Below are 23,809 nucleotides of genomic sequence, written 5' to 3' on the forward strand. Positions count from 1 at the left end.
TTTTTTGTCACCACGAAGCGCACGAAGGCACGAAGAAGGTCAAGAGCGGCTGACAGGAAGGTTGGGAGTTCAGAAGAAAATCGATAAATTGATACGCGATGGAACAGGTGGAGGGCCATCCCAGAATCATTCCTTCCAGCCTTCCTTTCTTCCTGTCGAATGCTTTTGACCTTGACCTTCTTCGTGCCTTCGTGTGCTTCGTGGTGAGCAGGCCTTTCAGGTGTTGGAGGGGCTAGTGGCTTCCTTTTCGGCCTTGTGGAGGCGTTGGAGCATGGCCTTGAGGACCTTGGGGTTGGCGGCGACGACATCGCCCCGGCGCATCACGTCGGGGTTGCCCTGCCAGTCGCTCACCACACCGCCGGCCTCCTGCACGAGGAGCAGGCCCGCGGCCATGTCCCAGGGCTGCAGGCCCATCTCCCAGAAGCCATCGAAGCGCCCGCACGCGACCCAAGCGAGATCCAGTGCGGCGGAGCCGGGGCGGCGCACACCCGCAGTGCCCGGCACCAGATGGCGCAGGCTGCTCAGATAGCGCTCCAGGTCCTGTCCCTCGCGAAACGGGATGCCAGTGCCCAGCAGGGCGCCATTCAGGTCCTTGCGTTCCGAGACGCGGATGCGGCGGCTGTTGAGGAAGGCGCCGGCGCCGCGCGTGGCGGTAAACAGCTCTTCCTTGAGCGGGTCGTAGACCACCGCCTGTTCCAGACGGCCCTTGTGCTGCAGGGCGATGGAGATGCCGTACTGCGGGATCTCGCGCAGGTAATTGGTAGTGCCGTCCAGCGGGTCGATGATCCAGACGAAGTCGGCATCCTTGCCGCTTTGCTCGCCGCCTTCCTCGGCCATGATGGCGTGGTCGGGGTAGGCGCGCCGCAGGGTCTGCACGATCACCTGTTCCGCGTTGAGATCCACGTCCGACACCCAGTCGTTGCGGGCCTTCTCGCGGGTGTTCATGCGATCCGGCCGGCCCCAGGCGCGGGTGGTGATGCGTCCGGCCTCGCGGGCCGCCGATACCGCCGTGTTCAGCATGGGGTGCATGGGTGTCTCCTGGTGTTCTGCGGGGTGTCCCGCGGGTGCGCGCTGGTACTGCGGGAAGGCCGCGAACAATACACAAGCGGCTCTTTCTTGGGAAGTCGTGGCCCGTGCCGTGTACAATCCGGCCGCGCCGTTCGGGGCGCGGGGTTCGGGGAGCGAAGGCTCGATGGAAGAACGTTTGGCACGCCTGCGGGTGGTCCTGGTGGGGACGACCCATCCGGGCAATATCGGGTCCGCCGCGCGGGCAATGAAGGCCATGGGCGTCACCGACCTGGTCTTGGTGGCGCCGGAGAAGTTTCCCCATGCGGATGCAACCGCGCTGGCCTCCGGTGCCGATGACCTGCTGGCAAACGCGCGAGTGGTGGCCGACCTTGCGGATGCGCTGTCCGACTGTGTGTGGGTGGTGGGGACCAGTGCCCGGCTGCGCACCCACTCGGTGCCTGTGCTGGGGCCGGATGTCGCAGCGAACCAGGCGCTTGGGCATGCGGACGAAGGCCCGGTGGCGGTAGTCTTCGGCCGCGAACACAGCGGGCTGACCAACACCGATCTGGATCACTGCAATGCCTTTGTGCAGGTGCCGACGGTGCCGGATTTCTCCTCCCTCAATCTCGCGGGCAGCGTGCAGGTGATGACCTATGCGCTGCGCATGGCTGCGCTCGCCGGCGCGCCCGTTCCCACCACCGTTGCGGCCGCGGCCCAGGAGCGCGACCCGCCGGCCACGCAGGCCGAGATGGAGGGGCTGTTCGCGCATTTCGAGCAGGCCCTGACCACGATCGACGTGCTGGACCCGGAGAATCCCCGCAACCTGATGCGACGACTGCGCCACCTGTACCAGCGTGCCGAGCTCAGTTCGAGTGAGGTCCGTATGCTGCGCGGTATATTGACGCACACGGAAAGGGGCCGCTGAGGGAGCGCACGAGCTGCGTGATACCTTAGTGGATGACTCAGGAATGAGGCCGGACAATGTTTGACAGGATGCGCGAGGACATTCGCTGCGTATTTGACCGCGACCCGGCGGCACGCAACGCCTTCGAGGTGCTGACCGCATACCCCGGCCTGCACGCGTTGTGGTATCACCGCCTCGCGCACTGGATGTGGACCCACCGGATGCGTTGGCTGGGTCGGGTGGTGGGTAACTTCAGCCGCTGGCTGACCGGGATCGAAATCCATCCGGGCGCGACGATCGGCCAGAGATTCTTTATCGACCACGGCATGGGCGTGGTGATCGGCGAGACCGCCGAGGTCGGCGATGACTGCACGATCTACCACCAGGTCACCCTGGGCGGGACGACCTGGGAGGGCGGCAAGCGCCACCCGACGCTCGGCAACGAGGTCGTGATCGGGGCGGGTGCCAAGCTGCTGGGGCCGATTCATATCGGTAATCACGCGCGCATCGGTTCCAATGCGGTGGTGTTGAAGGATGTGCCGGCGGATGCCACCGCGGTCGGGATTCCGGCGCGAGTGATTGGGCCGCGCCCGGAGCCAGACCCGCGTTTCCAGCAGATGGCCGACCGTATGGGCTTCGATGCCTACGGCCTGTCGCGGGACATGCCTGACCCGGTGGCGAATGCGATCCATCGCATCGTGCAGCGGGTGCATGACCTGGATGAACGCATGGAGCGGGCCTGCCAGGCGCTCAAACGCGCCGGTATCGATCCGGGCGAGGCGCTGGGCGAAGACGACTCCGGACCGCTTGAGGCTTGCGATCTGGAGGGTCTGGAGCCGGACGAGTGCGAGGTCCCGGGGAGCGCGCCAGACGAACAAGAACGTAAACAGCAAGGGAATACTTGATCGTTTTGGTCAGGTATTGCTAAGCTTGCCGGCAAATGACCGACAAGTGCACTCAACCATGAAACTGACGACCAAAGGCCGCTACGCCGTCACCGCCATGCTGGATGTGGCGATGCACACTACCGATGGCCCGGTATCCCTGGCCGAGGTGGCGCGCCGGCAGAAGCTCTCATTGTCCTATCTGGAGCAGCTTTTTTCCAGGCTGCGTCGCCAGGGCTTGGTGAACAGCAGCCGTGGTCCGGGCGGAGGGTATGCCCTCAGCCGTGACCCGGAAGGGATCAGTGTGGCCGACATCGTGGTCGCCGTGGACGAGCCGGTCGATATGACGCGCTGCGGTGGCAAGGCCAACTGCAACAAGGACTCGCGCTGCCTGACGCATGATTTGTGGACCGACTTGAGCCAGCAGGTCTACGACTTCCTCAGCACCCGCTCGTTGGGCGATGTGCTGCAGCGCCACCGGGAACAAATGGAAAAAGATGGTGTGCAGGAGGTCGTGATGCACGGCGCTGCTCGGCAGACCTCGACCGAACAAAGCAATGCGGCCGTCAAGGCGGCTGCGGAAAGGAGCTAACGCGCAATGAGCAACCTGAAACTGCCGATCTATCTCGACTATTCCTCGACCACGCCGGTCGACGAGCGTGTGGCGGAAAAAATGACGGGCTGTCTGACCAAGGATGGCTTGTTCGGCAACCCGGCCTCGCGCAGCCACAGCTTCGGCTGGGCCGCGGAGAAAGCTGCGGAGAACGCTCGCGGCCAGGTCGCCGAGCTCGTAGGGGCCGATCCCAAGGAGATTATCTGGACCTCCGGTGCGACCGAGGCCGATAACCTGGCGATCAAGGGTGCCGCGCATTTCTACCAGCGCAAGGGCAAGCACATCATCACCGTGAAGACGGAGCACAAGGCTGTGCTCGATACCACGCGCCAGCTGGAGCGAGAAGGCTTCGAGGTGACCTACCTGGGCGTGAAGGAAAACGGTCTGGTCGACCTGCAGGAGCTGGAAGACGCGATGCGCGATGACACCATCGTCGTCTCGGTGATGCATGTGAACAACGAGATCGGCGTCATCCAGGACATCGAGGCCATCGGCAACCTGTGCCGCGAGCGCGGGATCGTGTTCCATGTGGATGCGGCCCAGTCGACCGGCAAAGTGGCGATCGACCTGTCCAATCTGCCGGTGGACCTGATGAGCTTCTCCGCGCACAAGACCTACGGCCCGAAGGGCATTGGTGCGCTGTTCGTACGCCGCAAGCCGCGGGTGCGTATCGAGGCCCAGATGCATGGTGGTGGCCATGAGCGCGGTATGCGTTCCGGCACGTTGGCGCCGCATCAGATTGTGGGTATGGGCGAGGCCTTCCGCCTCGCAGGCGCCGAGATGGGTTCCGAACTGGAGCGTGTCCGCATGCTGCGGGATCGCCTGTGGGCCGGTCTTGATGGCATGGAAGAGGTTTACCTGAACGGCGACCAGGAGCAGCGCGTGGCGCACAACCTGAACGTCTCGTTCAACTTCGTCGAGGGCGAGAGCCTGATCATGGCGCTGCGCGACATCGCCGTGTCATCGGGTTCGGCCTGTACCTCGGCGAGCCTGGAACCGTCCTATGTCCTGCGCGCTCTGGGCCGCGACGACGAATTGGCGCACAGCTCCATTCGTTTCTCCATCGGTCGCTACACGACCGTGGAGGAGATCGACCATACGGTGAAGATTGTGCGCGCTGCGGTCGGCAAGCTGCGCGAACTCTCGCCGCTGTGGGAGATGTACCAGGACGGCATCGATCTGAGCACCGTCGAGTGGGCGGCCCACTAGGCCTCCGACTCGGCAACACGAACGCAACGCGTACACACGCAAGAGGAGAACGGTCATGGCTTACAGTGACAAGGTTCTGGACCACTACGAAAATCCGCGCAACGTCGGCAGCTTCGACAAGAACGACGACACGGTCGGCACCGGCATGGTCGGCGCTCCGGCCTGCGGTGATGTGATGAAGCTGCAGATCAAGGTCAACGACGAAGGCATCATCGAGGACGCCAAGTTCAAGACCTACGGCTGCGGTTCCGCGATCGCCTCCAGCTCGCTGCTGACCGAGTGGGTGCGCGGCAAGACTCTGGAAGAGGCGAGCCAGATCAAGAATACGCAGATCGCGGAAGAACTGGCCCTGCCGCCGGTGAAGATCCACTGCTCGGTGCTGGCCGAGGATGCGATCAAGGCCGCCGTGTCCAATTACCAGGAGCGCCACGGCGCCGCGGAAGCCGACAAGAAGTCTGCCTGAGGCACCCAATGGCGATTACAGTGACCGAACCCGCAGCCGAGCGTATCCACAACTTCCTCGAGAAACGAGGCAAGGGAGTGGGCGTCCGGCTGGGCGTCAGGACGACCGGCTGCTCGGGCATGGCCTACGTGGTCGAGTTCGCCGACGATGTCGAGGAGACCGATACCGTCTTCGAGGATCGTGGCGTGAAGATGGTGGTCAATCCGAAATCCCTCGTGTACCTCGACGGGACCGAGCTGGATTTTGGCAAGGAAGGCCTGAACGAAGGGTTCAGGTTCAATAATCCGAACGAGAAAGCCCGGTGCGGCTGCGGTGAAAGCTTCAGCATCTGACTGAGCATCGCATCCGGGGTGGTGTATGGCGACTGGCTTCCAGTTGTCGTCCCACCCCTTTTCTTTTGTTGCCTGCCCGCAAACCGGGGATGTGATGACCGATCCATTCGAACAGTTTGATCTGCCGGTGGCCTTCGAGGTCGACCGGTCGCAGCTGGATGAGCGTTTTCGTCGCCTGCAGGCGGAGCTGCATCCGGACCGCTTTGTGCGCCAGGGCGATCAGGCGCGGCGCATGGCCGCGGCTGTGGCCGCCGATGTGAACGAGGCCTACGCGATCCTGGCGGACGATTACCGGCGTGCGGTCCGTATGCTGGAGCGTACCGGTGTGGACTTCGATCCTGAGCGTGATACCAGCCAGGACATCGAGTTCATTGAGGCCCAGATCGAGTGGCGCGAGCGCCTGGAAGAGGCGGAGTCCACGCAGGATGTCGCAGCCGTTGAGGCCGCCGGCGCCGAGCTGGAACAGGCTCGGGCTGAGGCGCGGACGAAGGTCGCCGACGCCCTGAAAGATCCGGAAGCACCGAGGGCAAATGCCAAGGACCGGGTGCTGGAGCTGCGTTTCTTCGACCGGTTGCTGGATGAACTGAAACGTACCCGACAAAGCCTGGCGCGCGGTAATCAATCCGCGGCCGAGTGAAGGAGCCGAATACCCGATGGCGTTATTGCAGATCACCGAACCCGGAGCCGAATCGGCGCCGCATCAGCGCCACCTGGCCGCCGGGATCGATCTTGGTACCACCCACTCGCTGGTGGCCACCGTGCGTAGTGGGGAGGCGGATACCCTGCCGGACGCAGAGGGTCGTCACATCTTGCCGTCGGTGGTGCACTACGCCGCGGACGCGGTGACCGTGGGGCACGCAGCGGCCGAACACGCCGCAGATGATCCGCACAACACGATCGCCTCGGTGAAGCGCCTGATCGGGCGCGGGGCCCATGATGTTGCGCGGCTCTCCGGTGAACTGCCGTTCCGGCTCAAGACCGGCGAATCCAGCGTCCCTCGGATCGAGACGGCGGCCGGTGACAAGACCGCCGTCGAGGTCTCGGCTGACATCCTGCATACCCTGCGCCAGCGCGCCGAGGCCACCCTGGGCGACGAACTGGAAGGTGTGGTGATCACCGTGCCGGCATACTTCGATGACGCCCAGCGCCAGGCCACGCGAGACGCGGCGCAACTGGCCGGCCTGAACGTCTTTCGCCTGATCAGCGAGCCTACCGCCGCTGCGGTCGCCTACGGGCTGGACCAGGGCGAGGAAAGCACCATTGCGGTGTACGACCTGGGTGGCGGCACCTTCGATATCTCCATCCTGCAGCTGCGACGCGGGGTGTTTGAGGTGCTGGCCACGGGTGGTGACTCGGCCCTCGGGGGTGACGACATTGACCGTGCGATTGCCGACTGGCTGCTACACCAGGCCGGGATGGCCGGCGAGACCGATCCCCAGCTCCTGCGGCGCGTGCTGATGGCCGCCCGTCAGGCGAAGGAAGCCCTGACCGAGGCGGAGAGCACTCCGGTCGAGGTGGTTCGCGCCGATGACAGCACCTGGTCGGGCGCGCTGGACCGATTGACGCTGGTGACCCTTGCACAGCCCCTGCTGGATCGCACCATGGATGCCTGCAAGCAGGTGCTGGCGGATGCTGGGCTGGAGACCGGGGCGATCGACGAGGTCGTGCTGGTCGGGGGCTCCACTCGTATGCCGGCTGTACGCGAAGCCGTCGAGAGTTTCTTCGGCCGCGCCCCGCATGCGGGCATTGACCCCGATCGGGTGGTGGCGATCGGTGCGGCCCAGCAGGCCGATATCCTGGCCGGTAACAAGCCGGACACCGAGCTGCTCCTGCTGGACGTGATCCCGTTGTCCCTGGGGCTGGAGACGATGGGCGGGCTGGTCGAGTTCATCGTGCCGCGCAATACCACGATCCCGGTCACGCGGGCCCAGGAGTTCACGACCTTCAAGGATGGCCAGACCGCGATGTCGCTGCACGTGTTACAAGGCGAACGCGATGTGGTCGATGCCAACCGCTCGCTGGCGCAATTCACCCTGTCCGGTATCCCGCCGATGGTGGCTGGCGCCGCGCGCATCCGGGTCACCTTCCAGGTGGATGCGGACGGCCTGCTCAACGTGACCGCGCGCGAGCAGACCCAGGGGGTCGAGGCGCATATCGAGGTCAAGCCGAGTTACGGACTGACCGACTCCGAGATCGAGCAGATGCTGCGCGACTCCGCGTCTTCCGCCCGCGAGGATATGGAGGCCCGCCGCCTGCGCGAGCAGCAGGTGGAGGCCGATCGCGTGCTCGAGGCGCTGGATGCCGCGCTCGCGACCGACGGCGACCGCTACCTGGAGCCGGAAGAGCGCAACACCATCGAACAGGCGCGCGACGCGCTGCGCGAGGAGCGTGAGAAGGGTAGCGACCCCGATGCCATCGAGGTCGCGCGCAAGCGGGTTGAAAAGGCCTCCGAGGCCTTTGTCGCGCGGCGCATGAACGACAGCATTCGGCGGGCGCTGGCCGGCCATAACGTTAGCGAATACGACGCAGGGAACTGAACATGCCCCAGGTAATCTTTTTGCCCCACGAGGAAATCTGCCCGGAGGGGGCCTCCATCGAGGCCGATCCGGGCATTAGCATTTGCGATCTCGCGCTGAAGAACGGCATCGAGATCGAACACGCCTGCGAGAAGTCCTGTGCCTGCACGACTTGTCACGTCTACGTGCGCGAAGGCTTTGACAGCCTCGAGGAGCCGACCGAGGACGAGGAGGACATGCTGGACAAGGCCTGGGGCCTGGAACCGGATTCGCGCCTGTCCTGTCAGGCGTTGGTGGCCGATACTGACCTGGTGGTGGAACTGCCCAAGTACACCATCAACCAGGTTTCCGAAAACCACTGAGCGAGGGGATGGCGATGAAGTGGACCGACACCCAGGAAATCGCGATGCAGCTGGCCGATGAACACCCGGACGTTGACCCGCGCAACATCAATTTCATGGACCTGCGCCAGTGGGTGATGAACCTGCCGGAATTCGACGACGACCCGGAACGCTCCGGCGAACGCATCCTCGAAGCGATCCAGGCCGCGTGGATGGACGAGGCCGACGTCGACGACTGACGACGCCCAAGCCTGGTTTCGCATCAGCGCCCTGAAGGTCTAGAGCGGTTCACAGGAAGGTTTGAAGATTGGAAGAATTCAACGGTGGTCCGCCCCGGCAAGAACCACCCGATGGCCACACATAATGATTCCTTCCAGTCTTCCCATCTTCCTGTGAACCGCTTTTGACCTTCGGTACGACGCTGGCGGTGCACTAAGGTCTTGGCGCGGTCGATTGCCGTAGGCGTTGGAGGTCGCTAGACTACGCGCCGCACGTTGTGTCCGCGTTGATTTTGCGTTGGGAACCCGCTGTTCGGCGGGTTCTCTCGTTTCCAGGGCGGACTCGGCGACCGATCTTCAATCCAAGTAGCAGGAGAGCCGTCCCATGGCCGTTGAACGCACCCTTTCCATCATCAAGCCCGACGCCGTTGCCAAGAACGCGATCGGCGACATCATCGGCCGTTTCGAGAAGGCCGGCCTGAAGATCGTCGGTGCGCGCATGATGCACCTTAGCCGTGAACAGGCCGAGGGTTTCTACGACGTGCACAAGGAACGCCCGTTCTTCAACGATCTGGTCGAATTCATGATCTCCGGCCCGGTGCTGGTGCAAGTCCTGGAAGGCGATGACGCCATCGCCAAGAACCGTGACATCATGGGCGCGACCAACCCGAAGGAAGCCGCCCCGGGCACTATCCGTGCCGACTTCGCCGTCTCCATCGACGAGAACGCCGTGCACGGCTCCGATGCCCCGGAAACCGCCGAGCGCGAGATCGCCTTCTTCTTCGGCGACGACGGCGTCTGCCCGCGCACCCGGTAGTACCGGGTTTTGTCTCCTACGGTACGGGGCCGATGCACGCAGCCCCGTAGGCAGGCATCCCTTTGGCGCAGTACACTAGGGGCTTGAATCAATTGGTCCCTCTTATGGCACGCGCATCCACTACCCCACTGAATCTTCTGGGCTACAGCCACCAACAGCTTGTCGAGCTGCTGGCGCAGTGGGGCGAGCCGCGTTTTCGTGCCACCCAGCTGATTAAATGGATCCATCAGCGCGGGGTCATCGACTTCGATCAAATGACCGACGTCTCGCGCAAGTTGCGCGAGCGTCTGGCACGCGAGACCGAGATCCAAGTGCCCGAGATTGGCCTGGAAAAGGCCTCCTCCGATGGCACCGTCAAGTGGGTGCTGCGGCTTCCCGATGGCAATGCCATTGAAACCGTCTTCATTCCCGAGGGCGGACGCGGCACGCTTTGTATTTCCTCCCAGGTCGGATGCGCGCTGGACTGCACCTTCTGCTCCACCGCCCAGCAAGGCTTCAACCGCAACCTGACCAGCGCTGAAATTATTGGCCAGGTCTGGCTGGCCATGCAGCGCCTGCCGGCCCCCGAGGGTCGCAAGCGGGCGGTCAGCAACGTGGTCCTGATGGGCATGGGCGAGCCGCTGGCCAATTTCGATGCAGTCGTCCCGGCCTGTCAGTTGATGACTGACGACAACGCCTACGGCCTGAGCCGCCGGCGGGTGACGCTGTCGACCTCCGGTCTGGTGCCTGCGCTGGACCGCTTGAGCGAACACACGGATGTTGCCCTGGCCGTGAGCCTGCACGCCCCGAACGACGCCTTGCGCGATCGTCTGGTGCCGATCAACCGCAAGTATCCGATTGCCCAGCTACTGGACAGTTGCCGCCGCTACGTTGAGGCGACCGACGCCCACAGTGGCGTGACCTTCGAGTACGTCCTCCTGGCGGGGGTGAATGACCAGCCCGAACACGCCAATGAGTTGGCGGGACTGCTGCGGGGTATCCCGGGCAAGATCAATCTGATCCCGTTCAATCCGTTCCCGGGGGCGCCTTTTGATCGTCCGCAGGAGTCCGATGTGCTGGCCTTTGAACGGCGCTTGCAGAAGGCGGGTTATGTCACCACGGTTCGCCGGACCCGGGGCGACGACATCGACGCCGCCTGTGGCCAGTTGGTGGGGCAGGTTGAGGATCGAACGAATCGTGGGATGCGGATGTTCCGCCTGCACGCCGAGTTGCCGCAGACTGACCGGAGGGTTTCATGACCGCACGCACAGGTTTGCGGATCGCCGGGGTGCTCGCCCTGGCGCTACTGGTAGGTGGCTGTGCGGCGACGGCGGACCGGCCGGTATCCGGCGAGCGCGAGGAGGCGGCCGAGGTGCACGCCGAGCTGGGCATTGGGTACCTGCGTGAAGGTGAGTTCGAACAGGCGGAACGCAACCTGCGGCGCGCGCTGGATTACGATCCTGGCGATGCGCTGGCCAACATTGGGATGGCCGCGGTGATGGAGCGCAAAGGCGAGTCCGCGCAGGCCGAAGACCACTATCGGCGTGCCCTGCGGCGTGATTCGGGTAACCCCTTTGCGCAGACCAACCTCGGTGCGCTGCTGTGTGGTCGGGAGGACTTCGACGAGGCTCAGGAGTTGTTCGCGAAGGCGATCGACAATCCCGACTATGATCGTCGCGACATCGCGTACATGAACTCGGGCGTCTGCCATGCCGATGCCGGTGACATCGAGTCCGCGGAACGCCAGCTGCGCCGAGCGCTGGAACTGAACCCGCAATACCCGCGCGCGTTGCTGGAACTGGCGCGCCTGACCTACGAGGATGACCGGCCGATGCAGACGCGCGCCTTCCTGCAGCGCCTGGATAGCCAGAATGTCGAGAGTGCCGAAACCCTGTTGCTCTGCTATCAGGCGGAAACTGCGCTGGGCAACCGTCGCGCAGCCAATGCCTGTGCCGAACGCCTCAATCGTCAGTACCCCGACAGTGCGGAAAACAACGAGGTACGGCGACTGGAGCGTGAAGGGTGAAAGAACCGCATGACAACGAGCCAGGATTGGGACGCGTTGATGAGGTGGATGATTCGACAGGGAATGTGGCCCCACTCAGGACGGATTCGGCGGACCCCGATCCCGAGCCATCCTTCTCTGCGGCCAATGGGCTGACCAGCCGCGACCGACCGACTCCTTCGGAGGCGGATGTCGGTGAAGGTGATTACGAACCGGGTGCAAGCCTGCGCCGCGCGCGCGAGTTGGCTGGGCTGGATACGGCAACGCTTGCGAGTCGCATCCACCTTGGGCGGGGCACGCTGGAGGACCTGGAGGCGAACCGATTTCACCACATGCCACCCGCCTATGTGCGCGGATATCTGCGCTCCTGTGCCCGCGAATTGGGCGTGGATGTAACGCCCTGGATTCAGACCTTTGAGCGTCATGGGCTGGAGGATCCAGAGTTGCGTGCCGTGGCGACGCCTTCTGCACGTGGTCCTAGGCGTCGCCGGGGGCGAGGCATCTATTGGCTCGCCCTGTTGCTATTGCTGGTGCTGCTGGGTCTGGGGGTATACGCCTGGAACGAACGCACGGAAAGCCCTGTGCTGCCCTCGCTGAACCTAGGGGATGCACAGGATGTGTTGCATGGACTGACCAGCGGTGACGACGCGAGTACCCAGGACGCAAGCGCGGCCGAGGAGGCCTCGTCCCAGGAAGGTGTGGATTCTGAGGCCCCAGCGTCCTCGAGTGAGGCATCCGAATCCGCGGAGGCCGTCAGCCCGGAGCCCGTCGTTGCGCCGACCCCCAGCGGCGAGGCCGAAGCGGCGCCGACAGCGTCTTCCGAACCGACGTTTTCCGCCGAGGAATTGACCGAGCTCGTCGTGTCGCGGGCCGAGTCCGCGGAGTCGGAGGATGCGGGAGCAGCGGCGGATACGCAGGAATCGTTCTCGCCGCTGGCCGCAGCGGAAGCTTCGCCGTCGGTATCAGCCAATGACAGCGGTGGCGCGCTACTGGTTTTGGAATTTAGCGAGACCTCCTGGGTGGAAATCCGCGACGCCGCAGACGACGTGGTCCTGACCGGTGTACTGAGCCAGGGCGATCGCGAGGAGATGCGTCTGGAGCTTCCGGGTCGCGTGGTCCTGGGAAACGCCAGCGGCGTCTCGCTCACCCTGGACGGTGAAGCGGTCGACATCGAGCCGCATGTCCGGGGTGACCGCACCGCCCGTTTCGACCTGGAAGGCTAGGGACACACTGATTAATGTACACACTCGCGTTGGTACCCCCCAGTTTTCGAGACAAAGCGTTCCGAGACAAGGCGCGTCGCGTAGCGGGTAGTGGTTCTACCCGCCCGTTTCTGATGGATTCGGGGCGCAACGCAGGATCGGGGAACCTGGGGTGCCAACCCCGCAAACCATTAAAAGCAGAGGCTCGTCCGCCCGTTGTTGTCGAAAACGGGCATGCGCACGGCGTTGCGGCTCCTTTGTGCAGAATGACTGCACGGCAGTCACCGCGCATTAAACGCACGCAAACGCGACTCGAGCGCGAGCGCGTACATTAATCAGTGTTTCCCTAGGGGCCTGCAGGCCGTTGTCGTTGCCGATGTGTTTCGGCGCGTTCATCACGAAATAATCAGAAGAAGTCATGAAATCGATTCAATCCATCCGCGGGATGCACGACATCCTGCCCGAGTCCATTCACGTCTGGCAGCATCTGGAAGCCATTCTGCGCGAGGTCCTGGAGGGCTACGGTTACCACGAGATCCGCATGCCGATCGTGGAAGCGACCGAGTTGTTCAAGCGTTCCATCGGGGATGTGACGGATATCGTGGAAAAGGAGATGTACACCTTCGACGATCGCAATGGCGACAGCCTGAGTTTGCGCCCAGAGGGGACCGCCAGCTGCGTGCGTGCCGGTATCCAGCACGGGTTGCTCCACAACCAGGTGCAGCGTCTGTGGTACCTCGGGCCGATGTTCCGCCACGAGCGTCCGCAGAAGGGACGTTACCGCCAGTTCCATCAGGTGGGAGTCGAGGTGTTTGGCCTGCAGGGGCCGGACGTCGACGCCGAGATGCTGGCGATGACGGCCCGTCTGTGGCGGATGCTGGGGCTGGCCAACGTGCGCCTGGAGCTGAACACCCTGGGCACCCCTGAGAGTCGTCAGCGCTATCGCGACCACCTGATTGCCTTTTTCGAGCAGCATTGCGACGCCCTGGACGAAGAGGCGCAGCGGCGGTTGTACGACAATCCGATGCGCATTCTCGACAGCAAGCACCCGGCAACCCGGGAGGTCGTGGCCCAGGCCCCGAGCCTGATGGATGATCTCGATGATGCTTCCCGGGCCCATTTTGACGGCCTTTGCAACCACCTTGCGGCTTTGGGTATCCCGTTCGAGCACAACCCACGGCTGGTGCGTGGGCTGGATTACTATACGCACACGGTATTCGAATGGATCACCGATGATCTCGGCGCCCAGGGCACGGTCTGTGCCGGCGGCCGTTACGATGGCCTGGTCGAGCAGCTGGGCGGACGCGGGACTCCGGCGATTGGCTTGGCGATGGGTCTGGAGCGACTGGTGGCTCTGCTCGAGGCGCGCGAAGATGCCCCGGCGGCCCCTGGCCCGGATGTCTATCTGATTGTTGGTGGTGACGAGCTCACGGGCCCAGCGCTGCAATTGGCTGAAACACTGCGCGGTGAACTGCCCGGACGGACCCTGGTCCAGCACTGCGGTGGCGGTAGTTTCAAGTCGCAGATGAAGCGAGCCGACCGTCTGGGTGCTCAGTATGCCCTGGTGCTCGGGAGTGACGAACACGCTGCGGGCACGGTTACGGTGAAGCCGTTAAGATCGCAGGGCGGCGAACAGGTATCTGTCGAACGCGGAGCCCTGGCCGATCATTTACGCACGGCGCTGCAATAACGCGACGACGCAACGTAACGGATAGAGAAGACGATGAGCGACCTCTCCGACGAAGAGAAAGCGGAACGAATCAAACAATGGTGGGCGGATAACGGCCTGGCGATCGCGGCTGGCCTGGTGCTGGGCATCGGCGGCCTGTTCGGCTGGAACTGGTGGAGTGACCGCGAGGAAACGCGGGCGCAGGCCGCTTCGGAGATGTATCAGGCCTTGCAGGTCGCCGGCCAGACGGGGCAAACCGAGCGCGCCGCCGAGCTTGCTGATGCGGTCATCGAGCAGGGCCGGGGGACGCCGTACCGTGCCCTGGCGTGGATTTATCGAGCCGACGCAGCCATCGCACAGGACGATATCGAGGGCGCAATCGATGCGCTGCAGGCGGCACGGGATGCGGCACCGGATCGGGGCTACCGCGACGTCTTCACCCTGCGTCTGGCTCGCAAAATGATCCTGGCCGAGCGTCTGGACGACGCCGAAGCGACTCTGGCCGACGTTCGCAGCGAGGCATTCACCGGACTGAAGCGCGAGCTGGAAGGAGATCTGGCGCATGCCCGCGGCGACCGCGACCGGGCCCGCGAGCACTACCGTGCGGCGCTCGATGCCGGGCATAGCCCGGAGTATCTGCGCCTGAAATACGAAGAACTTTCCGTCTAGAGGACCCGTCGCCTGATGTCTGTGCCTTCCCTAACGAGTCCGGCCGTGCGTCTGCTGATTGCCAGCGCGCTGATCCTGTCCCTGAGTGCCTGCGGGCTTTGGCAGCGTGATACTACGGAGCCGCCTGCGGACCTTCCGGAGTTCGAGGCTGAGGGTCAGCCGGAGCGCCTCTGGTCGCGCTCCATCGGTAGCGGGGGTGAGCGTTTCCTGTGGCAGGTATACCCGGGTATCGCCGAGGACCTGGTGGTGGTGAGTGATGCGGCCGGTCGCGTCTCGGGCCTGAATCCGGATGGAGGCAGCCAGCGTTGGCAGAACCGTCTCGACAATGCCCGGGTCTCGGCCGGGGTGGGTGTTGGTGAAGAGATTGCAGTGGTCGGAACGCTGGATGGTCACGCCATCGGTGTGGATCTGGCTGATGGTGGTGAGCGTTGGCGGTCTGCGCTATCCAGCGAGGTCCTCGCGGTTTCGGATGTTTCCGGCGGGCTTGTCGTGGTGCGGACCAATGACGGGCGTATCCATGCCCTGGATGCCTCCTCCGGGGCGACCCAGTGGACCGCGCTACGCACCACACCCTCGCTGAGCCTGCGTGGTGGGCAGCGCCCGCAGATTACCTCGGGCCGCGTGCTGGCTGGCTTCGATAATGGGCGGCTGCTGATGCTCGGGCTCAACCGTGGCAACGTGTTGTGGGAGACGACCCTGGGGGTCTCGACCGGCCGCACGGAGGTCGAACGCATGGTGGACGTGGACGGGCATATTCCGTTGTACCGCGGGGCTGCGATCGCGGCCACCTACCAGGGTCGCCTGGCCGCACTGGACCTGAACTCCGGTGAGATCTTCTGGGCGCGTGATTTCTCCTCGTACCAGGGTGGGGACGTGGATACGGACTCCGATGTCCTGGTGGTGACCGATGCCGAGAGCCATGTTTGGGGACTGGATCCTCGCAGCGGCGGTGACCTCTGGCAGATGGACGGCTTGCGCCTGCGTGGGGTAACGGCCCCGGTGGTGGTGGGTCCGCATGCGATCGTCGGAGACTACGAGGGCTATCTGCACTGGGTCGACCTCGAAGACGGCCGCATTGTCGCCCGCCTGCGGGCCAGTTCCGGGGCGGTGGTCACACGCCCCACTTTGGTCAACGGGACTTTGTATGTCATCACCGACAACGGTCAGCTGACGGCGGTGAACCCCGAGATTGGGGGCAGCGAGTGAGTAGCGCCTGGATTGACACGCGCCTACCACGCGCGGACCGCAACGACTCATGATCCCCGTTATCGCCCTTGTCGGGCGCCCCAACGTGGGGAAGTCGACGTTATTCAACCAACTGACCCGTTCGCGCGATGCCCTGGTGGCCGATGTCGCCGGGCTGACGCGTGATCGTCAGTACGGGATTGGCAAGGTCGGCGATTTTCCCTATTTGGTGGTGGATACTGGCGGTCTGTCCGGGGAAGGTGCGGCGATGGACCGCGCCATGGCCGAGCAGACGCAACGGGCGGTCGAAGAAGCCGATCACGTGTTGCTGCTGGTGGATGCCCGCGATGGACTGACACCGCAGGACCAGGTGATTGCCGACCAGCTCCGCGCCTCAGGGGTCAAGGCACGCCTGGTCGTGAACAAGACCGACGGTCTGGATGCCGATTCCGTCAGTGCCGAGTTCTATGCGCTGGGTCTGGGCGAGGTCACCTCCATCGCGGCCTCTCACGGGCGCGGTGTGCAGGGCCTGATGCAGGCGGTGCGCAAGGATGTGGCGGCCGAACGCCGGGCATCCCAGGCGGCGGGCACGGCCAGTGGCGACGAGGCCGAAACGGATGGTCTCGACGAGGCGTCGCAGCAGGCGGCCCTGGACGACTGGCCGGGTATCCGCGTGGCCATTGTGGGGCGTCCCAATGTGGGCAAGTCGACTCTGGTCAACCGCATCCTGGGTGACGAGCGTGTGGTCGCGACCGATGTCGCCGGGACGACCCGCGACAGCATCTTTGTCCCCTTCGAGCGCGACGGCCAGGACTACACCCTGATCGACACCGCGGGTGTTCGGCGGCGTGCCCGGGTGCACGAGGTCATCGAAAAATTCAGTGTGATCAAGACGCTGCAGGCCATCGAGGCCGCCCATGTGGTGATCCTGGTGGTCGATGCCCATGCCGGGCTGTCCGATCAGGATGCGCACCTGCTGGGGATGGTGATCGAGGCCGGGCGTGCCCTGGTCCTGGCGGTGAACAAGTGGGACGGCATGCGGGACGATGCCCGCGAGCGTATACGGGACGAGCTTGATCGCCGCCTGGGCTTCGTGGACTTCGCCCGCATGCGCCTGATTTCGGCGCTGCACGGAACCAACGTCGGGCACTTGCTGGATGATGTGAAAGAAGCCCACGCCAGCGCCTTTCGAAAGGTCTCCACGCCGGAACTCACCCGCCTGCTGGAGGCCGCGGTGGCGGAGCATGCTCCGCCGATGGTGAGCGGTCGCCGCATCAAGCTGCGCTACGCTCACCAGGGGGGGCAGAACCCGCCAGTGATCGTGGTCCACGGCAACCAGACGGATTCCCTTCCGGGTAGCTATAAACGCTACCTGGAGAACTTCCTGCGCAAGCATTTGAAGCTGGTCGGGACCCCGATGCGGATGGAATTCCGCTCCGGGCGTAATCCCTTTGCCGGCCGCCGCAACAAGCTGACCCCGAGGCAGCAGCACAAGCGCAAGCGCCTGATGCGGCACGTGCGCCGCTAAGCATCGGCATGGCCTCGCAGCCCCCTGCGTATCCAGCCGGACCCCCGGCGCTGTCGGCATTCGCGAAGGTCGTCGAGCCATTTCGCGTCATGGATATTCTGGCGCGGGCGCAGGCCGCCGAGCGAGCCGGACGCGACATCATTCACCTGGAGGTGGGCGAACCCGACTTCCCGACCCCGCCACCGGTGATTGCGGCGGGCCGGGCCGCGCTGGCGGGCGGGGATACCCGGTACACCCCTGCGCATGGCACCCAGGCCCTGCGCGAGGCCCTGGCGGCCGATTATCAGCGGCGTCACGGGGCCGAGGTCGACCCGGAGCGGATTGTCATTACCGCCGGGGCCTCCGCCGCCATCCTTCTGGCCCTGGCGGCCGGGGTGAACCCGGGCGAGGAGGTCCTGCTGCCGGACCCGGGGTATGCCTGTAACCGCCAGTTCGTTTCGGCCCGTGGCGCCATCCCCGTCGGTCTACCCGTGTCGGCAGGGGTGGACTTTCAGCCGACTGCGGACACGATTGCCGCCGCCTGGGGTGCGAACACCCGGGCCGTGCTTCTCGGCTCCCCGGCCAACCCGACCGGCACCTGCCTGTCCCGCGAACGCCTGGCCGCCATCGTGGAAGTCGTTCGCGAGCGCGGGGGGCTGGTGATCATGGACGAGATCTATGCCCAGATCGTGTTCGAGTCGCCGGAGCCCAGTGCGGTAGCCGGGTTTCCGGATGTCGTGGTGATCAATTCCTTTTCCAAGTACTTCGCGATGACGGGGTGGCGTTTGGGCTGGATGGTGGTGCCGGAAGCCTGGGTTGACCCGGTACGGCGTCTGGCGCAGAACCTCTTCGTGGCCCCGGGCACTGTGGCGCAGGCCGCCGCACTCGCGGCTTTCGCCCCCGAAACCGAGGACCTGCTGCAGTCCCAGGTCCAGGAACTAAAGGCGCGCCGGGATGTGCTGCTGGATGCGTTGCCGAGGCTCGGCCTGGAAGTGCAGGCACGCCCGGAGGGGGCGTTCTATGTCTGGACCGACTGTCGGGCGCATGGAGTGGATTCCGAGGCCCTGTGTGCCCGAATCCTGGACGAGACGGGAGTGGCCCTGACTCCGGGCACGGACTTCAGCCCCACCAGCGGTCGCGATTACGTGCGCATTGCTTACACTCAGTCCGAGTCCCGCCTGCGCGAGGCGCTGGAGCGCCTGCAAACCGTGTTCGCCCGCGGGTGACACGGCGCTCGCGGTTCGGTGACCATCGCACTGTAGGAGGCTAGCCCTCTGGCCGAAGGGGGGCTGGCGCGGCCGCGATCGCCGAAAGTACTCGGCTCCTATGCGCTGGCGGCGGCGGTTTCAGGGGCCTCGTAGCGGGCGCCCTCCGGGGAGGCCAGCAGCAGGGAGTAGCGGCGCAGCAGCCAGACCCCGCGCTCGAACAGGCTGGTGGCACCGAACACTGCGTCGCGCGTGCTGCCGACGAGTTCGCCGCCGGTCAGTAGACGGCGCCGGATCGAGTCCATCAGTTCCGAGCGATCATGGGTCAGCGACTGCAGCAGTTCGATGTCGTCGGCATCCCCGGTACGTGCCGCATCGTTCAGCGTCAGCAGCATCATGTGGAGGGTCTCGATCAGGCCATGGGTCAGCGCACGCGCCTCGGCCGAGTCCTTGCCCGTGCGCGCGCGTTCGACCTCGATGACCAGGTCGTTGAGGGTCTCCTGCAGCGACGCGATCAGTTCGTTCCGGCTCTTTAACACGATCGCATGGTCCAGGGTGGCGCCGCTGAGGGCGCCCGACAGGATTTCGTCCAGGAATTGTGCCGTCGCGTCCGCGACCTGGGTTCCGCCGCGCTGCAGGCTAACGCGGTCGTGACGGGGCTGCGGAATCTCGTCGCGTACGCCGTCGAGATATTCCGGCAGGTGCCGCAGCAGGCGCAGCTGCTCCTGCTCAGCCAGCATCAGGGCACTGCCCGCGTCGTTCTGGGCCCCGGCGTAGAGGTACTTCGGTTTCCCCAGGGTCTCCTCCGCGGTGGGTGGGGCCTTGCGTTCGAGATAGTCGGCGACGCGGTGGTGGAACGGGTGCATGACCATGTCGCAGGCAATCTGATAGAGCACATAGGAGAACGCGATCTGGAAGCCAATCCCGACCGGGAGTGCGGCCAGCAAGGCCGCGACCAGCGGGATGCCGCCGTAGAACTCGATCCAGAACAGTGGGAGCAGCAGAGCTAACCCCATGGCCTTGAGGATGAATTGGTACAGCGCTAGCTGACGCCCGAGCCCCTTGTGCGAGGCGGCTAGCACAAGGGTGCTGATGCCCGTGCCGAAGCCCGCGCCATAGACCACCATCAGCCCGTACTCCAGATCGATCACGCCACTGGCGGCCAAGGCCATGGTGACGATGGTGATGCTGGAGGCGGAGTGGGCGATGACCGCGAATACCAGCCCCGTCACGAACGCGATCAGGAGGGATTGCGCCGAGAGGGACATGAGTTCGGTCATCCAGGGGAGGTCGGCCAGCGGCTTGGCCCCATCCTTGATGAAGATCAGGCCCAGAAACAGCAGCCCAATGCCGAGCAGCGCGCGGATCAGGTGGCGCAGACGAGCAGACTGGTCGCGATCGAAGTAGAACAGCAGACCGGTCACCCCCACCAGGATGAACACCATCAGGCTCAGGTCCAGGGCGGCGATCAGCACTAGCAGCGAGGTCCCGAGATTGGCAAAGTTGATGACCGGCTGGGCACGGCGTGCATCCAGCACGCCTGCGGTCACTAGCGAGATCAGCACGAAGATTACGGCGTGGATGCTCTGGCTGATGGCGCCGCCTACCAGTCCCAGCGCTGCAGCGGAACGATCGCTTGCAGTTGCCCGTCCGACCAGGGTGCGCAGGCGCCGATCCGCCAACTGGCGCAGATGTTCGCTAATCAGGCGGATGCCGACGAAGAACAGCCCGAGTCCCGCGAACAGGGTGGCGGCGATCTCGAACGTGACGATCCATTCATCATTCATGGGCGTATTCTAACGGTGCCTGAGGATGCAACGTGCAGCGGGCTTCGGTTCACAGCGGCAGATGGCCGCTCAGGTCCGACAGCTGCCAAAACAGGCCAAGCAGGGCCGCGGGCGCGAGATACCGCAGGAGCGTGCGCCATACCGAGTGGGTGATTCGCCACTGTCCCATCTCGCTGGCGGCGATCTGGTTGGGGATGACCCAGCCCGCGAACAGGGCGATCAGCAATCCGCTTATGGGTAGCAGGATATTGATCGAGGCATGCTCGATCAGGTGGTAGAGCGTGGGCAATTCCCGCCCCAGCAGGGTGAGCTCGATCTGTGCCCATTCGGCATCGGTAAACGAGGCAATGGTGATCAGGCTGAGCCCCCAGATGGCGAGTCCGGAGATCATCGCAGCCCCGGCCGGATGCATCCCGAAGCGCTCCCTTAGCAGGTGCACGAAGACCTGCACATTGGCAATCATGGTGCTGAATACCCCGATACCCAGGACCACGAAGAATACGGTCGCGAGCAGCACGCCCGCCGGGATGGCCGAGAGTGCCAGGGGCAGAGCCTCGAACATCAGACCCGGCCCCGCGGCGGGATTCAGTCCATAGGCGAACACGATGGGAAAGATTGCAAGCCCCGCGATCAGGGCGATCAGGGTATCCGCGATCGCGACGCCGATTGCGGTGCCGGCGATGGAGGTCTGCTGCGGTAGATAAGCCCCGAACATCATCAGCACGCCGGAGGCCAGGGTCATGGTGAAGAACGCGTGACCCACCGCGATCAGGATGCTGTGACCGTCGAGAGCCGAGAAATCCGGGTAGAACATGAACCCTAGGGCCTGCGAGAGATCCCCCATGATCATGGCACTACCCATCGTAACCAGGAGCAGCAGGAACAGGATCGGCATGAGCCAGCCTGCCCAGCGTTCCAGGCCGCGACGCAGTCCGAGGGCGACCACCGCAGACGTCGCGAGAATGGCCAGCGTGGTCCAGAACAGCATCCCCGAGCCTGATGTGGTGATCGCCTGGAAGGTGGCGCTGACGTCATCCGGGCTGGCCGATGCGAAGGCACCACTGGCGGCCTGGGGTATGTAGGCGAAGACCCATCCGGCGACCACGACATAGAAGGTCATGATGAGGAACAGGGCGAGAATCCCAATCCAGCCGACGAGGGTCCAGGTGTCGTGGGCATGGCTTTCGCGTGCCACCGCCAGGGCCGCATATCCGGGTGAGCGGCGCCCGCGGCGGCCGATCATGACCTCCGCCATCATTACGGGTATGCCGATCAGCGCGATGCAGCCGAGATAGATCAGCAGGAACGCGCCGCCACCATTCTGGCCAAGGATATAAGGAAACTTCCAGATATTGCCGAGCCCCACCGCCGACGCCGTGGCGGCGAGTACGAAGGCATAGCTGTGCGTCCAGCGCTGCCGGGTGGCAATGACGTCCATCGAGCCGGTACGCGTAACCGTTCAGGTTACGACGTCGGGCCCCTGGCGTCCGGTCCGGCCGGGTATGTCGCCCATCCGGCTGGCGGCCTCGATCAGCGGGCGCAGAAGTTCCTGCGGATCGGCGTCCAGGTGATCCGGATGGCTTTCGTGTTGCTCGAAGTACAGGCGGAGTGTGGCGCCCTCGGTACCCGTACCCGATAGCCGGAAGATGATCCGGGCGCCACCCTCGAACAGGACCCGCAGGCCCTGGTGCTCCGTCAGGCTATTGTCGACCGGGTCGCGGTAGGCGAAGTCGTCCGCGCGGGCGACCCGCATGCCGGCCAGGGATTGCCCCGGCAGCACCGACAGTTGTTCTCGGATGCGGGCCATGACCTGCTCGGCGCGATCGCTTTCCACGCCTTCGTAATCATGTCGGGTGTAGTAGTGGCGGCCGTACTGGCGCCAGTGGTCGCGCACGATCTCTTCCACGGACTGGCGGCGCGCGGCCAGCAGATCGAGCCAGAACAGCACGGCCCACAGCCCGTCTTTCTCGCGGACGTGGTCCGAGCTGGTACCGAAACTCTCTTCTCCACACAGGCGGATGCGGCCGTCATCCAGCAGGTTGCCGAAGAACTTCCAGCCGGTGGGGGTCTCGAAGCAGGGAATGCCCAGTTTCTCGGCGACGACATCCACGGCCTGGCTGGTGGGCATGCTGCGGGCAACCCCCTTCAGCCCATCGGCAAAAGCCGGGATGTGGTGGGCGTTGGCAGCCATGATCGCCAGGCTGTCCGAGGGTGTCACGAAGAAGTGGCGGCCGAGAATCATGTTGCGGTCACCGTCGCCGTCGGAGGCGGCGCCGAAGTCCGGAGCGTCGCGGCCGAACAGGGATTCGCGCAGTTCCCGGGCATGCGACAGGTTCGGGTCGGGGTGGCGGCCGCCGAAGTCCGCCAGCGGTTCGGCCCGGAGGATGGTGTCGATAGGGGCGCCCAGCCGATTGACCAGGATTTCCTCGGCGTACGGGCCGGTGATCGCGTGCATTGCATCGAATCGCATGGCGAAGTGATCCGAGCGCAGCAGCTCGCCGATACGTTCGAAATTGAACAGCGTGGCCATGTAGTCGGCGTAGGGTGCGACCGGGTCCAGGATCTCGATTTGGGTGTCGCCGATCGTCTGCATGTGGAGGTGATCGATGTCCACATGCTCGGCACCCTGGGCGATCCGATAATGCTGGATCTGCATGCTCTTCTCGAAAACGGCATCGGTCACCGACGGCGGTGCCGGTCCCCCGTTGGCCGTGTTCAGTTTGATCCCGAAGTCGCCCTCTGGCCCGCCTGGATTGTGCGACGCGGAGAGGATCAAGGCGCCGTTCGACCCGCGGGTTCGGATCAGATGCGATGCTGCGGGGGTGGATAGCAGGCCACCCAGGCCGACAACGACCTTCTCTGCACCATTGGCGATGGCCATACGGAGGATGATCTGGATGGCTTCGCGATTGTAGAAACGCCCATCGCCACCCAGAAGCAGCTCCCCATTGGTGAGTTCCGGGCAGGCATCAAACAGGCTCTGCACGTAGTTCTCGAGGTAGTGCGGCTGGCGGAACTGCCGAACACGTTTGCGCAGCCCGGAGGTGCCGGGCTTCTGATCACTGAACGAGCGGGTCGTGACGACACTGATGTCCATGGGGTCGCGCATCCTTGTTGGTCTGAGGCCGCCCGCGAGGACGGGGGTCTACGAATTCGAAGTTACCAAAAAGTCTAGGTAGACGCTGACTTAATCGCTCGTCCGCGCTCGAGTCGCTTTTGCGTGCGAACAAGGCGCGGTGACTGCCGTGCAGTCATTCTGCACAAGGGAACCGCAACGCCGTTCCCACGCCCGTTTT

Annotated in this window: 23 protein-coding genes; 19 read left to right on the forward strand and 4 right to left on the reverse strand. The window is 64.5% G+C overall.

Annotated elements, in window-relative coordinates:
• Window positions 1–216 precede the first annotated feature (216 nt).
• On the reverse strand, window positions 217–1,029 hold the full coding sequence (locus F462_RS02200; protein ID WP_038051271.1) for an inositol monophosphatase family protein: 813 nt from the start codon (window positions 1,027–1,029) through the stop codon (window positions 217–219).
• 163 nt (window positions 1,030–1,192) lie between these two features.
• Between F462_RS02200 and F462_RS02205 the strand changes: the two genes are divergently transcribed.
• From F462_RS02205 to F462_RS02295, 19 genes are all read left to right on the forward strand, one after another.
• Window positions 1,193–1,933 (forward strand): RNA methyltransferase, encoded by a 741-nt coding sequence (locus F462_RS02205; RefSeq protein ID WP_038051274.1) that lies wholly within the window; start codon window positions 1,193–1,195, stop codon window positions 1,931–1,933.
• Window positions 1,934–1,989: 56 nt separating this feature from the next.
• On the forward strand, window positions 1,990–2,817 hold the full coding sequence (cysE, locus tag F462_RS02210; RefSeq protein WP_198005384.1) for a serine O-acetyltransferase: 828 nt from the start codon (window positions 1,990–1,992) through the stop codon (window positions 2,815–2,817).
• 58 nt (window positions 2,818–2,875) lie between these two features.
• Window positions 2,876–3,388 (forward strand): Rrf2 family transcriptional regulator, encoded by a 513-nt coding sequence (locus tag F462_RS02215; RefSeq protein WP_018139979.1) that lies wholly within the window; start codon window positions 2,876–2,878, stop codon window positions 3,386–3,388.
• A gap of 6 nt (window positions 3,389–3,394) precedes the next feature.
• Window positions 3,395–4,618, forward strand: a complete 1,224-nt coding sequence (locus tag F462_RS02220; protein ID WP_018875045.1) for an IscS subfamily cysteine desulfurase — start codon at window positions 3,395–3,397, stop codon at window positions 4,616–4,618.
• Window positions 4,619–4,673: 55 nt separating this feature from the next.
• On the forward strand, window positions 4,674–5,081 hold the full coding sequence (gene iscU, locus F462_RS02225) for a Fe-S cluster assembly scaffold IscU (RefSeq protein WP_018139977.1): 408 nt from the start codon (window positions 4,674–4,676) through the stop codon (window positions 5,079–5,081).
• Between the two features lie 8 nt (window positions 5,082–5,089).
• Entirely contained in the window at window positions 5,090–5,413 is a 324-nt protein-coding gene (iscA, locus tag F462_RS02230; RefSeq protein ID WP_018139976.1) for an iron-sulfur cluster assembly protein IscA, read from the forward strand.
• 94 nt (window positions 5,414–5,507) lie between these two features.
• Window positions 5,508–6,050 carry a Fe-S protein assembly co-chaperone HscB gene (hscB, locus tag F462_RS02235; RefSeq protein ID WP_038051276.1) on the forward strand — a complete coding sequence of 181 codons (543 nt, stop codon included), beginning with the start codon at window positions 5,508–5,510 and terminating at the stop codon, window positions 6,048–6,050.
• Between the two features lie 16 nt (window positions 6,051–6,066).
• Window positions 6,067–7,950 (forward strand): Fe-S protein assembly chaperone HscA, encoded by a 1,884-nt coding sequence (gene hscA / locus F462_RS02240; protein WP_038051278.1) that lies wholly within the window; start codon window positions 6,067–6,069, stop codon window positions 7,948–7,950.
• Between the two features lie 2 nt (window positions 7,951–7,952).
• Entirely contained in the window at window positions 7,953–8,291 is a 339-nt protein-coding gene (fdx, locus tag F462_RS02245; RefSeq protein ID WP_018139973.1) for an ISC system 2Fe-2S type ferredoxin, read from the forward strand.
• 14 nt (window positions 8,292–8,305) lie between these two features.
• Entirely contained in the window at window positions 8,306–8,509 is a 204-nt protein-coding gene (gene iscX / locus F462_RS02250; protein WP_026181409.1) for a Fe-S cluster assembly protein IscX, read from the forward strand.
• A 364-nt stretch (window positions 8,510–8,873) separates the two neighbouring features.
• The gene (gene ndk, locus F462_RS02255) at window positions 8,874–9,305 is read left to right on the forward strand and encodes a nucleoside-diphosphate kinase (RefSeq protein WP_018875048.1); all 432 of its coding nucleotides are present in this window, start codon (window positions 8,874–8,876) and stop codon (window positions 9,303–9,305) included.
• A gap of 104 nt (window positions 9,306–9,409) precedes the next feature.
• Window positions 9,410–10,543 carry a dual-specificity RNA methyltransferase RlmN gene (gene rlmN / locus F462_RS02260; RefSeq protein WP_038051280.1) on the forward strand — a complete coding sequence of 378 codons (1,134 nt, stop codon included), beginning with the start codon at window positions 9,410–9,412 and terminating at the stop codon, window positions 10,541–10,543.
• Window positions 10,540–11,310, forward strand: coding sequence for a type IV pilus biogenesis/stability protein PilW (gene pilW / locus F462_RS02265; protein ID WP_038051282.1), 771 nt, complete (start codon window positions 10,540–10,542; stop codon window positions 11,308–11,310). Before rlmN ends, pilW begins: the two co-directional genes overlap by 4 nt.
• Window positions 11,307–12,512 carry a helix-turn-helix domain-containing protein gene (locus F462_RS02270; RefSeq protein WP_038051284.1) on the forward strand — a complete coding sequence of 402 codons (1,206 nt, stop codon included), beginning with the start codon at window positions 11,307–11,309 and terminating at the stop codon, window positions 12,510–12,512. Before pilW ends, F462_RS02270 begins: the two co-directional genes overlap by 4 nt.
• Before the next feature lie 397 nt (window positions 12,513–12,909).
• On the forward strand, window positions 12,910–14,181 hold the full coding sequence (gene hisS / locus F462_RS02275; RefSeq protein ID WP_038051286.1) for a histidine--tRNA ligase: 1,272 nt from the start codon (window positions 12,910–12,912) through the stop codon (window positions 14,179–14,181).
• A 33-nt stretch (window positions 14,182–14,214) separates the two neighbouring features.
• A complete protein-coding gene (locus F462_RS02280; protein WP_018139966.1) occupies window positions 14,215–14,829 on the forward strand; it encodes a YfgM family protein in 615 nt (204 codons plus the stop codon).
• Window positions 14,830–14,874: 45 nt separating this feature from the next.
• Window positions 14,875–16,035 carry an outer membrane protein assembly factor BamB gene (gene bamB / locus F462_RS02285; RefSeq protein WP_018139965.1) on the forward strand — a complete coding sequence of 387 codons (1,161 nt, stop codon included), beginning with the start codon at window positions 14,875–14,877 and terminating at the stop codon, window positions 16,033–16,035.
• A gap of 49 nt (window positions 16,036–16,084) precedes the next feature.
• Window positions 16,085–17,542 (forward strand): ribosome biogenesis GTPase Der, encoded by a 1,458-nt coding sequence (gene der / locus F462_RS02290; RefSeq protein ID WP_038051290.1) that lies wholly within the window; start codon window positions 16,085–16,087, stop codon window positions 17,540–17,542.
• A gap of 8 nt (window positions 17,543–17,550) precedes the next feature.
• Window positions 17,551–18,747 (forward strand): aminotransferase class I/II-fold pyridoxal phosphate-dependent enzyme, encoded by a 1,197-nt coding sequence (locus F462_RS02295; protein ID WP_208854119.1) that lies wholly within the window; start codon window positions 17,551–17,553, stop codon window positions 18,745–18,747.
• A 98-nt stretch (window positions 18,748–18,845) separates the two neighbouring features.
• On the opposite strand, the gene F462_RS02300 is transcribed toward F462_RS02295, so the two are convergent.
• The 3 genes from F462_RS02300 to F462_RS02310 are packed head-to-tail and all read right to left on the reverse strand — an operon-like array spanning window position 18,846 to window position 23,610.
• On the reverse strand, window positions 18,846–20,513 hold the full coding sequence (locus F462_RS02300; RefSeq protein ID WP_018139962.1) for a Na/Pi symporter: 1,668 nt from the start codon (window positions 20,511–20,513) through the stop codon (window positions 18,846–18,848).
• Window positions 20,514–20,562: 49 nt separating this feature from the next.
• Window positions 20,563–21,951 (reverse strand): sodium-dependent transporter, encoded by a 1,389-nt coding sequence (locus F462_RS02305; RefSeq protein WP_038051294.1) that lies wholly within the window; start codon window positions 21,949–21,951, stop codon window positions 20,563–20,565.
• A gap of 21 nt (window positions 21,952–21,972) precedes the next feature.
• Window positions 21,973–23,610, reverse strand: coding sequence for an alpha-D-glucose phosphate-specific phosphoglucomutase (locus F462_RS02310; RefSeq protein ID WP_018139960.1), 1,638 nt, complete (start codon window positions 23,608–23,610; stop codon window positions 21,973–21,975).
• Window positions 23,611–23,809 lie beyond the last annotated feature (199 nt).

Origin of the sequence: Thioalkalivibrio sp. ALJ1 (genome assembly GCF_000745395.1) — a bacterium.
Classification (GTDB): Bacteria; Pseudomonadota; Gammaproteobacteria; order Ectothiorhodospirales; family Ectothiorhodospiraceae; genus Thioalkalivibrio.